This window comes from Neorhizobium sp. PAMB6716, assembly GCF_058242805.1.
Map to the genome: position 1 here is coordinate 2,162,061 of NZ_CM177835.1, position 13,030 is coordinate 2,175,090.

At 60.6% G+C, this 13,030-nt stretch carries 11 protein-coding genes and 1 tRNA gene; 7 read left to right on the plus strand and 5 right to left on the minus strand.

Translation table 11 applies throughout. The features are described from left to right. Window positions 1–37: 37 nt before the first annotated feature. Window positions 38–127: transfer RNA gene (locus tag AC4CWH_RS10620), tRNA-Ser, on the minus strand. A 117-nt stretch (window positions 128–244) separates the two neighbouring features. Then, on the minus strand, window positions 245–1,462 hold the full coding sequence (locus AC4CWH_RS10625) for an NAD(P)/FAD-dependent oxidoreductase (RefSeq protein ID WP_491318707.1): 1,218 nt from the start codon (window positions 1,460–1,462) through the stop codon (window positions 245–247). A 223-nt stretch (window positions 1,463–1,685) separates the two neighbouring features. Here AC4CWH_RS10625 and AC4CWH_RS10630 point away from each other — a divergent pair, with 223 nt between their 5' ends. Both AC4CWH_RS10630 and AC4CWH_RS10635 read left to right on the plus strand, forming a co-directional pair. After that, entirely contained in the window at window positions 1,686–2,039 is a 354-nt protein-coding gene (locus AC4CWH_RS10630; RefSeq protein WP_491281998.1) for a hypothetical protein, read from the plus strand. A 122-nt stretch (window positions 2,040–2,161) separates the two neighbouring features. After that, window positions 2,162–3,274, plus strand: a complete 1,113-nt coding sequence (locus AC4CWH_RS10635; RefSeq protein WP_491318708.1) for a pyridoxal phosphate-dependent aminotransferase — start codon at window positions 2,162–2,164, stop codon at window positions 3,272–3,274. An 82-nt stretch (window positions 3,275–3,356) separates the two neighbouring features. Here the strand turns inward: AC4CWH_RS10635 and AC4CWH_RS10640 are convergent, their stop codons facing one another. Beyond that, a complete protein-coding gene (locus tag AC4CWH_RS10640) occupies window positions 3,357–3,623 on the minus strand; it encodes a sel1 repeat family protein (RefSeq protein ID WP_491318709.1) in 267 nt (88 codons plus the stop codon). Between the two features lie 517 nt (window positions 3,624–4,140). Here AC4CWH_RS10640 and AC4CWH_RS10645 point away from each other — a divergent pair. Next, the gene (locus tag AC4CWH_RS10645; RefSeq protein WP_491318710.1) at window positions 4,141–4,482 is read left to right on the plus strand and encodes a DUF2147 domain-containing protein; all 342 of its coding nucleotides are present in this window, start codon (window positions 4,141–4,143) and stop codon (window positions 4,480–4,482) included. A gap of 175 nt (window positions 4,483–4,657) precedes the next feature. Beyond that, entirely contained in the window at window positions 4,658–6,157 is a 1,500-nt protein-coding gene (gene amn / locus AC4CWH_RS10650; RefSeq protein WP_491318711.1) for an AMP nucleosidase, read from the plus strand. A gap of 26 nt (window positions 6,158–6,183) precedes the next feature. On the opposite strand, the gene AC4CWH_RS10655 is transcribed toward amn, so the two are convergent. After that, complete coding sequence (locus AC4CWH_RS10655) at window positions 6,184–7,155, minus strand: lysylphosphatidylglycerol synthase transmembrane domain-containing protein (protein WP_491318712.1); 972 nt, start codon at window positions 7,153–7,155, stop codon at window positions 6,184–6,186. Between the two features lie 362 nt (window positions 7,156–7,517). Here AC4CWH_RS10655 and AC4CWH_RS10660 point away from each other — a divergent pair, with 362 nt between their 5' ends. From AC4CWH_RS10660 to AC4CWH_RS10670, 3 genes are all read left to right on the plus strand, one after another. Next, on the plus strand, window positions 7,518–8,954 hold the full coding sequence (locus AC4CWH_RS10660) for a glycosyltransferase family 39 protein (protein WP_491318713.1): 1,437 nt from the start codon (window positions 7,518–7,520) through the stop codon (window positions 8,952–8,954). A gap of 183 nt (window positions 8,955–9,137) precedes the next feature. After that, window positions 9,138–10,106 (plus strand): glycosyltransferase family 2 protein, encoded by a 969-nt coding sequence (locus AC4CWH_RS10665; RefSeq protein WP_491285388.1) that lies wholly within the window; start codon window positions 9,138–9,140, stop codon window positions 10,104–10,106. Then, window positions 10,087–11,610 (plus strand): ArnT family glycosyltransferase, encoded by a 1,524-nt coding sequence (locus tag AC4CWH_RS10670; RefSeq protein ID WP_491318714.1) that lies wholly within the window; start codon window positions 10,087–10,089, stop codon window positions 11,608–11,610. The genes AC4CWH_RS10665 and AC4CWH_RS10670 overlap by 20 nt, the downstream gene beginning before the upstream one ends. Window positions 11,611–11,626: 16 nt before the next feature. On the opposite strand, the gene AC4CWH_RS10675 is transcribed toward AC4CWH_RS10670, so the two are convergent. Continuing rightward, the gene (locus tag AC4CWH_RS10675) at window positions 11,627–12,982 is read right to left on the minus strand and encodes an aspartate aminotransferase family protein (RefSeq protein WP_491321407.1); all 1,356 of its coding nucleotides are present in this window, start codon (window positions 12,980–12,982) and stop codon (window positions 11,627–11,629) included. Window positions 12,983–13,030 lie beyond the last annotated feature (48 nt).

Below are 13,030 nucleotides of genomic sequence, written 5' to 3' on the forward strand. Positions count from 1 at the left end.
CGGCGGCTCTGGCGGCGCTTGCCCTACAACCAGAACGTGGCGGAGAGGATGGGATTCGAACCCACGATACCATCTCTGGTATACTCCCTTAGCAGGGGAGCGCCTTCGACCACTCGGCCACCTCTCCGGTGGGGAGGTGATTATTGCGGACGGCTGGCGATTGCAAGGCATTTTGCGCTTTTTGGCGCATTTCCCTTGGGGAAAGCCTGCAAATGCCGGAAAAGCCCTGTCACAGGGGATGTTTTCAGGCCAGTAGCAGCTTCAGGTCCGCCGCCGCATCGGCCAGAATCGCTTTATCGGGCTGGCGTCCGAGGTCGAGCAGCTTCTTGCCGGTCACATAGGCTTTTGCGTCGTTGATGGCATCTACCGCGATGAACCGGCCCTTGGCGAAATACCAGACGGAAACGGCACCGTCGCGCGCGCCTGGCCGCACCAGCGTTTCGTCATAACCCTGGTTAAAGCCGGCGATCTGCAGCTTGACGTCATACTGATCCGACCAGAACCAGGGTTTGGGCTGATAGGCCTGCCCTCCCCCGGCAATGATTGCCGCTGCCGATTCGGCCTGGTCCACGGCGTTCTGCACTGATTCGAGACGAACCTGCGCACCTTCGTAAGGAAGGCTGACGCAATCGCCGACGGCAAAGATGTGGCGATCAGAGGTCCGCGCAGACGAATCGACGGTGATTCCGTTGGCCACATCAAGGCCGGCGGTCTTTGCCAGCATGTCGTTTGCCGTCACGCCAATGCCGACGATGACGAAATCCACCTCTATGACGCTGCCATCGGCCAATTCGGCGGCACAGACTTTGCCCTCTGCGCCGATGAGGCGGCGAAGCCCGGTCGATTCGCGGATCTGGACGCCGTGACCGACGTGAATGGCGCGGATGATATCGGCGGTATCCTTGGCGGCGACGCGGTTAAGGATGCGCTCGGCCATTTCGATGAGCGTTACCTCCAGGCCCTTGCCGCGGGCAACGGCTGCGGCTTCGAGACCGATGTAACCGCCGCCAATGACCAGAACCCGTCGCCCGGCGCGCATTTCGCCGGACAGACGATCGGCGTCGCGCTTGTCGCGCATCACGTAAACACCGTCGAGATCGCCGCCGATGGCCGCCGGCAACATACGCGGCGTGGCACCGGTTGCCAGAACAAGCGTGCCGTACGCAAGATGCGACCCATCCTGCAGACGCACCGTGCGGGCGGCCCGGTCGATCTCCTCGACAAAGGTCGCGAGCTTCAGTTCGACATTATTCTCGGCAAACCAGCTTTCCGGACGCAGCAGCAGGCGCGAAAACTCCATCTCCCCCATGAGATATTTCTTGGAAAGCGGCGGGCGCTGGTAAGGTGGCACGGCCTCGGCGCTGATCATGGTGATCGGGCGCTCGTCCTTGAGGGCACGCAGTTTGGCGACAAGCGAAAATCCCGCCTGCCCGCCGCCGATGATCACCACCCTGTCCGACACCTTATACACTCCATCCATGAGGCGTGCGGCGGCCCTTTCCGGCAGCCGTCGATAGCCATGGGGTAACCCTGGCCCGCAGCTTCGTCAACTGTGCCAGTTTTTCCGGCTCAAACGCCCGGAAAAACAGGAAAAACTCGCGATATCAGGTATTTTATCGTTCACTTTCAGGATGTATCATACTTGAGCGGTCAATATCGGATCGTAGCAGTCATGGGAGGGTTCCATGCCCTTGAACATCGTCAGAGATACAAAGCCGTTCATTCCTCATGACGAGGTGTTTGAAAAATTCGATATCGATCGCCCGGGCAAGATCATCTTCGTCGGGCATCGCCTCAGCACCAAGGACCAGTTGCGCTGCCTTGTGCGCAAGATCTCGCTTTATGGCGCAGAGCTGGATGTCAGCCCGCATCTGCCGGTGCCGAAAAACTTCTTCCTCGAAATCCTCGGCATCCGGGATGAAATCGGCTGCACGCTGATCCGCCGTCACGAGGAAAAGGTCACGGTTGGCTTCAACATGCTGATCGACGCGGATTTCCTGCATCACGTGATCCGGGTGAGCTTCGACACCAATCATTGATGCCGGGCACTGAAAGCTTGAACGGCAACCGGTGACCGAACCGGATCGCGCCGGACCCGCCTTGCGCCGACATGAAACGCACCTATGCTGAGACATGATTTTCCTCGCATCGGACGTACAGCATGTCGGCGTTTTCGCGTTTCACTCCCCTTGTCAGCCAATTGCCGGCCACCGTGCCCTTCGTTGGCCCGGAAGCCATCGAGCGTAACCGCGGTCTGGCGGTCATGGCGCGCATCGGCGCCAACGAAAGCGGTTTCGGCCCCGCTCCGTCCGTGCTCACAGCCATCGCCGAGGCTGCCTCCGACACGTGGAAATATGCCGATCCCGAAAATTTTGCCCTGAAACAGGCGCTGGCGGCACATCTCGGCTGTGGAGCGGAGAATATCGCTATCGGCGAAGGCATCGATTCGCTGCTTGGCCATATCGCCCGCATGATCGTTGAGCCGGGAACGCCTGTCGTGACCTCGCTTGGCGCCTATCCCACCTTCAACTTTCATGTGAACGGTTATGGCGGCCGGCTGGTAACGACACCTTATGTCGATGACCGGGAAGATTTGTCCGGACTTCTTGACCTCGTGCGCCGGGAAAATGCGCCGCTCGTCTATCTCGCCAATCCCGACAACCCGATGGGAAGCTGGTGGGATGGCGAAAGCGTGGCCGCCTTTGCCAAGGCTTTGCCGGAAAGCTGCCTGCTCATTCTCGACGAAGCCTATTGCGAAACCGCCCCTGACGGCACGACGCCGGATATCTCGGCTCTCATCGATCAGCCGAACGTCATGCGCACACGCACCTTCTCCAAGGCCTATGGGCTTGCCGGCGCGCGCATCGGTTATGTCATCACCACGCCCGCCAATGCAAAAGCCTTCGACAAAATCCGGCATCATTTCGGCATGGCGCGCATCAGCGTGGCCGCAGCGCTTGCGGCCCTTGCGGATCAGGATTACCTCGCGACGGTGACAGCCCGCATCAAGGCCTCGCGGGAGGAGATTTCCAGGATTGCGCGGGACAACGGGTTGTCGCCGCTGCCGTCTGCCACGAATTTTGTCGCGATCGATTGCGGCCGCGACGGCACTTACGCGCGCGCCATCGTTGATGGACTGATGGAACAGGGCGTCTTCATCCGCATGCCAGGGGTTGCCCCGCTTAACCGCTGCATTCGGGTCAGCACCGGGCCGGAGGCGGATATGGCCCTGTTGGCAAAGGCGCTGCCGCAGGTTCTGGCACGGCTTGCCTGAGCAAAGCCTGCACAGGCAAAAGCCGCGACGGTGCGCGGCTTTTGAAACATAGTATAGAGTGTGGGGATGACCGCCCTGCGGCTCAGTGCATGGTCATCCAGTCACGCGCGGCCCGAAGCGCCTCGGCCAGCTGCATCTTGGTCATTGATTGCGAAAGATCCGCCCGCAGTTCGGCGGCCCGGTCGGAACCCCTGATGGCAGCAATGTTCAGCCACTTGTGCGCGGCCACCAGATCGACCGGACAACCGCGTCCGGTCGCATATTTCAGGCCCATGTCGCAGAAGGTCTCGGCGCGGGCTTCGCCTCCCATGGAGGCCATTTCGGAAGTCTGCATGTCAAAGCGTGCCATCGTTAAGATCCCTGTTTCAGTGCCTAATGTAACGAACCCTGTTTTATCTGGCCCTCGAGGGGTACCCTCCGGATCTGCCATCTTAAAGCGGCTTTGCGATCCTTCCGGCCGGCAGGTTTTCCTGCTCGTCTGATGGCTTCACTATGCCGGACGGGCTTCAAAATTTGTCTAAAATGCATGCTTAATTTGCTGAAAACAAAATCTAAACGCTTGGTAAACCTCGCTTTTCGTTAAACATCACACCTCCTGAAAATTAAGGACTTTTGCGCCGTCTTTACCTCCCGTTCACCATGAAGCGTTCATTCTTTGCTCACCATGTTTGACCAAGACATCGAACAAGGATGCAAAAAGACATCTCCTGATCCCGGTTCTCAGACGGCAAATCCTGTTTACCTTTACGTGAACGTAAGCTAGATTTTGATGAGGGTGCGATCGATCTGCTGGAGGAGCAGAAGGCTGGCACTCGCACCATAGGGCGCATCAAATACGGCAGGATCAAACGGAGGAGTTGATGGGGATGTTTCGGAAAACGGTTTGGGCCGCAGGCCTGATGATGGCGCTGGCATCGGCTGCGGTGGCCGCCGAGCCGATCGAAGGCAACTGGAAAACCGCAAGCGGCGAGACCGCATCGATTGCCAAATGCGGACAGGCCTTCTGCGTGACCTTGAAGACCGGCAAGTTTGCCGGAAAGCAGATCGGCCGGATGGATGGCCAAGGCAATGACTACAAGGGCGAGATTACCGACCCCGAAAACGACAAGACCTATGCCGGCACCGGCGCCGTCACTGGCAATTCCCTGAAGATGAAGGGTTGCGTGCTGGCCGTCTTCTGCAAGGCGCAGACCTGGACGCGGCTTTAGGGCCAAGGCCTGCAGCGCTTCGCCGTTGATGGCCGCCAAGCCGGCGGAACAAACGATTGCCGCGTCGCTGCCGGCTGCCCTGCTGCCCACCGGCGACGCAGGGCTTCGCCAAAAGATCATTCAATTGACGGAAAAGCGTAATTTGCTTGTTAGCAAGAGCGCTTTATAATGCATCATGAGCAAACGAATCCTTCCTTTCGCATCCGCCCACTGCATCAGCCCGGAGCCTTACGAGGCGCAGAGCTTTGACGATCCCGTTAAGGCGGTCGATGCCCTTGCCGAGCTTTACGAGCGCAATACGGCGTTCCTCATCAGCGGTTTCGACGATCTGGCACAGGGTGGCGCAGTTCGCGGCCGTTACCGCGCCTGTTATCCGCAGGTCAGCATCGAAACGACGAGTTTCGGCCATGTCGATTCGCGCCTGTCTTATGGCCATGTGACGGCACCCGGCGTCTATACCACCACCATCACCCGGCCAAAACTTTTCCGTCATTACCTGAAGGAACAACTCGGGCTATTGATGCGCAATCATCATGTGCCGGTGACGGTTTCGGAATCGACCACGCCGATCCCGCTGCATTTTGCCTTTGGCGAAGGCGCGCATGTGGAAGCCTCGTCCTCGACGGTGCTGAACGACATGCCGCTGCGCGACCTGTTCGATACGCCAGACCTCAACACCACCGATGACCTGATTGCCAATGGCGAATATGACCAGGTGGCGGGCGAGCCGGCGCCGCTTGCGCCGTTTACCGCCCAGCGCATCGATTATTCGCTGGCGCGTCTCAGCCATTACACGGCAACCAGCGCTGAGCATTTCCAGAATTTCGTGCTGTTTACCAATTACCAGTTCTACATCGACGAATTCGCAGCCTTTGCCCGCGAACTGATGGCAAACGGCGGCGAAGGCTATACGGCCTTTGTCGAGCCCGGCAATCTCGTCACCCTGCCCGGCGCCGACAAGGGGCCGGAGCCGATTGCGCGCCTGCCGCAGATGCCGGCCTATCACCTGAAGAAAAAGGGCCATGCCGGCATCACGCTGGTGAATATCGGCGTCGGGCCGTCGAACGCCAAGACGATCACCGACCATATTGCCGTGCTGCGCCCGCATGCCTGGCTGATGGTTGGCCACTGCGCGGGGCTTCGCAACAGCCAGCGCCTTGGCGATTATGTTCTGGCGCATGCCTATATGCGCGAGGACCACGTGCTGGATGACGACCTGCCCGTCTGGGTGCCGATCCCGGCGCTGGCCGAAGTGCAGAAGGCGCTGGAAGATGCGGTGGAGGAAATCACCGGGCTCGAAGGTTTTGAGCTGAAGCGGATTATGCGCACCGGCACCGTTGCCACCATCGACAACCGCAACTGGGAACTGCGCGACCAGCGCGGACCGGTCAAACGCCTGTCTCAGGCGCGCGCCATCGCGCTCGACATGGAATCAGCCACCATTGCCGCCAACGGTTTTCGTTTCCGCGTGCCCTATGGCACGCTGCTCTGCGTGTCGGACAAGCCGCTGCATGGCGAATTGAAACTGCCGGGCATGGCGACGGAGTTTTACCGCACGCAGGTACGCCAGCATCTGAAGATCGGCATTCGCGCCGTGCAGAAACTGGCGGCCATGCCGACGGAGACGCTGCACTCGCGAAAACTGCGCAGCTTTTACGAGACGGCGTTCCAGTAGGCTCGCTAACGCCAACCCGGCTTGCGTCAGCCGGCGCGACCGGGCCGCCGTCGTCCGGCAACGATCATCGACAGCAACGTGCCGGCAACGGAGGTGACGATGACGAGGAGATGCGCATTGACGGCAGCCTTGCCAAGCGCTGCCACGGCACCTGCGTCGCGCCCACCACCAAAGGCCAGCGCGCCGGCGGTGATGCCGGCCGGATAGGTTCCAACACCCCCCGGCGCATGCAGGGGCAGGACCGAGGAAAGTTCGCCACCCAGCGCACCGCCGAACCCTGCCGTGACATCCAGTCCGCCGATCAGCACCAGCACCCAGGCGAGAACCGCGATCTTGACGAACCAGTTGATCAGCGTTGCGGCCCAGGCGCGCAGGAAGGCGCCCGCACTAAACGGCAGGCCTGACTCGATTTCGCCAAGCAGAGTTTCCAGCCGTGCCGGCAGGCTGCCATGCAGCAGGCGAAAGAGCGGCTTGCGCGCCGCAAAACCGGCAGCCGGCAAAAGCGCAAATAGGCACCAGACAAGCCAGGCCCAGGCATGTGCAGCCTCAATCGCCAGCCCGACACCCGCCGCGGCCATCAGCGCATGCAGGTCGAGCAGCCGCATGACCAGCAGCGCAGACGTGGCGCGCGTGATGGAAAGGCCGAATTCGCGTTTCATCAGCAGCGGAAAGCTCATCTCGCCGCTTCGAAACGGCAGCATGATGTTCAAGAGGTTATGCACCTGAACCAGGCGCAGCAGCAGCGGAAACTGTCCGGCCGTCTCGCGCGGGAAATAGTCGTGGATACGCCAGGTGCGCAGCACATAGGTGAAGATCAGCAGCACCATTGCCGCAAGCGGCGTCAGCCATCCGGTGTCCTGCCAGAGCTGAAATATCTGCTCCCAGCCCCAGAACCATTCGATGAAGGCGATATAGGCAAGGATCGCCAGTGCGGTGACCAGTGTCATCGCGTGGCGGATCATCCATGGCTTTTGGCTGGCAAGCCCGTCGCTGTTCATATAAAAACCGTCCAAACGGTGGATCGTGATAGACAGGCCGCGGGCTGGAACGCCATGGCCTGTCGTCTATCAGCGACGTTTAGGAGAAAGAACAGGCATCGACAACTGCCGTTGTGAACGGGCTGCGTGAAGATGCCCCTGACCTTTCGCTTTCCAACCAACGCTTTGCCCCCGCCGCTTTGCAAGGTTGCGGGCCGTTCGAACACTGGGCCGCCGCTTTTTCACCAATCAGAAGAACCCTGCTGATGAAACCTGACATGCCTTCACCACCGTTGCCTCCCGCCACGTCCTTAGAAATTGACACGGAGAACGCAACACGGTGGGACATCATACTTCCCGTCCTGCTCTTCTGCTATTTCCTGTTGAATTTTCTGCTGCGCCTGCTGGTCTCGGATTCGCTCGAGTTCGACGAAGCGGAGCAGGTTGTCGCGTCGCAGTGGTTCGCATTCGGCTACGGGACCCAGCCTCCCTTCTACAACTGGCTGCAATATCTTGTCTTTTCTGTCGCAGGCGTGTCGATTGCCTCGCTTGCCGCACTGAAGAACGCCATCCTCCTGGGGTTCTACCTGTTATCCTGGAGAACGGCGCGGCTTCTGCTGCCCCGACCTGAGCATGCCGTCATCGCGACGCTCGGGCTGCTGACCATTCCGCAGGTGGCCTTCGAATCGCAGCGCGACCTGACACATACCGTCGGCGCGATCTTCTGTGCCGGCCTGTTCCTGTACGGCCTGTTCTTCACGCTGAAGAAGCCGACGCTCGGGAGTTATGCCGTGACCGGCCTTGCGACCGGGCTGGGGCTGGTGGCGAAATACAATTTCGCGCTTTTGCCCGCCGCAGCGTTCCTGGTCGTGCTTCTTCATCCGCAATGGCGCAAACGGGTGTTCGACATCCGCTTCCTCGCCACGGCTGCACTGGCCCTACTCGCGGTCGCTCCGCATGCCACCTGGTTGCTCGGCAATCTCGACATGGCCTCGCAAAACACGCTGTCGAAAATGCAGGAAAGCGGCTCCCTGCCGGTGCGCTTTCCGTTTTTCACGGGCGTCACATCACTGATCATTGCCGTGATCGGCTTTGGCGGTCTGACAGTCCTGTCCTACTGGCTCGCATTCGGAAACGACTTCCTCAAAAGCCGTAGCGCCGGCAGCCCCTGGACACAGTTCATCGAATACATGCTGCTTGCCATGGCGGCCTGCATGCTGCTGGTGCTTCTCCTGACGGGAGCCGAGCATGTGAAGGATCGCTGGCTTGCCCCGCTTCTGGTGGTGTTGCCGCTTTATTTCACGCTCAAGCTTTCCTCTGCGGGGAGACTGACGGCAGAAGGGATGCGGCGCTTCATCACCCTTGCGCTTGCCGTCATGGTGATTGTGCCGACGATCCTTGGCGTGCGCCTCTATCTGCCGCAGTGGACGGGGGAGTACGAGAAGCTGAACTATCCCCATCACGCCTTCGTCGATCGGCTGCTTGAAGACGTGGGCAAGCGGCCGAGCCTGATCCTTGCGGGCGACACCCATCTCGGCGGCAATCTGCGCCTGTATCTGCCGGATGTGCCCGTCTACTCGGGCTTCCTGCCCTCATTCCAGCCAAACTACCGATGGGATGATGATCACCCCATCGTTGCGGCATGGCACAGCGATACCGACAAGATCGGCGAGATCCCGCCGGACCTGCGTGCCGCGATCGACCGGTTTGCCGGCCCGTCCATCCGGATCGAGAGGCACACCGTTGGCCTGCCTTACATCCACGGGGCGGACGGAGACCTGTATCACTTCGGTTACGCCGTTATCTATCCGGCGTATTGACGAGGCAGCGGCACTGGCAACGCCGTTGCTCTTGATATAACAGGTCCCTCACAGCATACACGGTAGGCGCCTGAATGGCGGCCTTGAGAGCAGGTCCGGACGCGCTGCGCGAGGAACCCAGCGAGGAGAAAACAGGTGCAGTCAGTTGTAACACCGGTGGAAGGCGTGCCGGAGGCCGTGCCGATGGAATTGTCGCTGGTCGTTCCCATCTTCAACGAAGAAGAAAGTGTGGGCCCGCTGATTACCCGCATCGAAGAGGCGATGGTCGGCTGTCCCTATCCGTGGGAGCTGATCCTTGTCGATGACGGCAGCACGGATGCAACGCTTGCCAGTGCCCGCAGCGCCATAAACCGCCCGGGCCTTGACCTGCAGGTTGTGGCTCTGCAGCGCAATTTCGGCCAGACGGCTGCCATGCAGGCAGGCATTACCCATGCCCGCGGGCGCCTGATCGCCACCCTCGACGGCGACCTGCAGAACGATCCGCGCGACATTCCAGACATGGTGAAAGAACTGGAGCGGCGCGAACTGGATCTGCTCGTCGGCTGGCGAAAGAACCGTCAGGACGGACTTTTCCTGCGCAAGATCCCATCCTGGATCGCCAACCGGCTGATCGGCCGCATCACCGGCGTGCGGCTGCACGATTACGGCTGCAGCCTGAAGATCTATCGCGGATCGGTGATCAAGCAGGTGCGGCTGATGGGCGAAATGCACCGCTTCATCCCTGCCTGGGTGGCCGGCGTTGTGCCGAGTTCACGCATCGGCGAAATGCCGGTGACCCACCATGCGCGCCAGCACGGCACGTCCAAATATGGCATCTCGCGCACCTTCCGGGTGATCCTCGATCTGCTTTCGGTGATGTTCTTCATGCGCTTCAAGGCGCGGCCGGGGCATTTCTTCGGTTCGCTCGGGCTCGCACTTGGCGCGCTCTCCGGCCTCATCCTCACTTACCTGTTCATCGACAAGTTCATCATGGGCAATGATATCGGCACGCGACCGCTGTTTCTGGTCGGCATCATGCTGTTTTTGTCGTCCATGCAGCTGATCACGACGGGCATCCTCGCTGAAATGCTGGCGCGGACCTATTATCGAGACGAAAATTCCCTGAGCTATATCGTGAGAGATGTTTTCAGCGGTGAGCACCCGAATTCATAAATTCCTCGTCCGCCATCCGGACGTCGTCATCTGGCTGATTCTCGGCTATTTCGTGCTGTGCGTGCTTCTGCGGGTCATCCGCTCGGAAAGCCTGCAGAACGACGAAGCCGAGCAGGCCTTTCAGGCGCAGATGCTGCTGATGGGTTATGGTCGCCAGCCGCCGTTCTACAACTGGCTGCAATATGGCATCGTCGAGCTCTTCGGCCTGTCGGTGGCAACGATATCGCTGTTGAAGAACGGGCTGCTGTTTCTCTGTTGCCTGTTTTATCTTGTTGCAGCCCGCATGGTGATCAACGACCGGCGCCTGCCGTTCGTCGCCATGCTGGGCGTTCTCGCCGTCCCCTCCGTGACCATCCTCGCGCAGCGTGACCTCACCCATGCGGTGGCAACGCTCTGTCTTGTCTCGCTGTTTCTCTGCGCGCTTCTGCACGTTCTGAAGCGCGCGAGCCTGGCAGGTTATCTGGCGCTTGGCGTCACTGTCGGCATCGGCGTCATCACCAAATACAATTTCGTCATCCTGCCGATGGCAGCCATTCTCGCCATGCTGCCGGATGCAGAATTTCGCCGCCGACTGTTTGACTGGCGGGTCGTCCCGGCAGCACTTGTGGCCCTCGCCATTGTCACGCCGCATCTGGTCTGGGTTCTCTATCACCTTGACCTGGCAACGGTGGATACAGTCAACGCCATGCACGAAGGTGCATCCGGCGATGCCGTGAAGGACACAATCCGGGGACTCATCTCCATTGTCGAGGCGACGGCCGAGGGTTCGGCACCGGTGCTCCTGCTGTTCGGACTGGTGTTTTATCGCGACATCGGCGCTGCCGTGCGGGCGCAAAGCCGCTGGACGCGCCTTGTTGGCGGCATGATCATCGCCTCGCTTGTCATCGTGGCGCTGATCGGCATCGGCTTCGGCGCCTCCAGCATCCGCCAGAAATGGCTTTCGCCCTTCCTGCTGCTGCTGCCGCTGTACCTAGTGCTGAAGCTTGACGCGATAGAAGGCGACATGCGCCAGTCAGTGGCACGCATGGCGCCGCCGCTTCTTGGCATCGTCACCGGTTTTTCGGTCTATCTGGCGCTGAGCAACCTTATCGGCCCGCTGATCGGCGACTACGGCAAGGAACACATTCCCTACCGCCCCTTCCTGGAACAGGTGGTGGCGGAACGTGGAGAACGGCCGTCCTACATCGTCAGCAGCGACCTGATGCTGGCTGGCAATGTGCGCCTGCCATTGCCAACGGTGCCGGTTTTCATACCGGGCACGCCGGAACCGGTATCCCTGCAGGCGGTGGCTCATCAGGGCGCGGGACTGGTGGCATGGCCGGCAAAACCCGGCGATACCGACCTTCCGGAGACGGTCACCCCATTCCTAACAGCACATGGACTTGTGGTTGACGAAAGCACCGGGCCGCGCCAGACGGCAGTGCCCTATCTGTTTTCAGGCGGACGCCAGGCCTTTACCTTCGGTTATGCCTGGGTGAAGCAGGCGCCCGCCCCGGCACGCTGAGCCTTACCGCAACAGCCTACCGAGAAACCGTATCACGCAGGTGATCGAGCCCGGCGCGCAACGTCTCCACCATCTGGTCCACCTCGGCGCGCGTGATGATCAGCGCCGGTGAGGCGAGCATCCGGTCTCCCGTCGCGCGCATCACCAGCCCGTTCTCCAGGCAATGGTTGCGCACGAGAGTGCCGGCATCATCGGGCTTTTCAAAGCGTCGGCGCGTTGCTTTGTCGCTGGCAATCTGTACCCCGGCAATCAGGCCGACCGCATCGACGGCACCGACGATCTCGTGATCCTCGAGTGTTTTGAGGGCGGCGGCGAAATAAGGACCGATATCGGTGCGCACCCGCTCCACCAGCCCCTCCTCCTCGATGATGCGCAGATTTTCGAGCGCTGCCGCCGCGCAGACCGGATGGCCGGAATAGGTGAAGCCGTGGTTGAAATCACCGGCCTCCTCGATCATCACGCGCGCCACGCGGCCGCTCACCAGCACACCGCCAATCGGCAGGTAACCGGAGGAAAGTCCTTTGGCGATGGGCGCCAGATCCGGTTCGAAACCGAAATGCTGATGGCCGAACCAGGTGCCAAGCCGGCCGAAGCCGCAGATTACCTCGTCGGCCACCAGCAGGATGTTGCGCGCCTTGCAGATGCGGGCGATTTCCGGCCAGTAGCTGGCGGGCGGCACGATGACGCCGCCGGCCCCTTGAATGGGTTCGGCAACGAAGGCTGCGACATTGTCCTCGCCCAGTTCATCGATCCGCGCCTCCAGTTCGCGGGCCATCTTCAGGCCGAAGTCATCGGGCGTCAGATCGCCGCCATCGGCATACCAATAGGGTTGGCCGATATGCGAAATGCCCTCGATGGGCAGATTGCCCTGCTCGTGCATGTGCTTCATGCCGCCAAGCGATGCGCCGGCAACCGTTGAGCCGTGATAACCATTGCGACGCCCAATCACATGGTTTTTTGTCGGGTGGCCGAGCGCCTTCCAGTAGACGCGGGCCATGCGAAACCAGGTGTCCGTCGCCTCTGACCCAGAATTGGTGAAGAAGACGTGGTTGAGGCTGCCCCCGGCATAACCGGTGATCTTTTGCGCCAGCAGCGTCGCTGGCTCATTCGTCGTGCCGAAGAACGTGTTGTAATAAGGCAGCTCGTTCATCTGCCTCGACACAGCGTCGGCGATCTCTTTGCGGCCATAACCGATATTGACGCACCAGAGGCCAGCAAAGGCATCAAGATACTGTTTGCCCTGCGCATCCCAGATGTGAACGCCCTCGCCCCGCGCGATGATCCGCGTGCCCTTGGCGTTCAACTGTTTCATGTCGGAAAACGGATGCAGGTGATGCGCCGCATCGATGGCAGAGAGGTTCGACAGGGTCATGGCGGCGGTCACGGCATCCCTTCTGCACATCGCTTTTCCCGCGCCGGT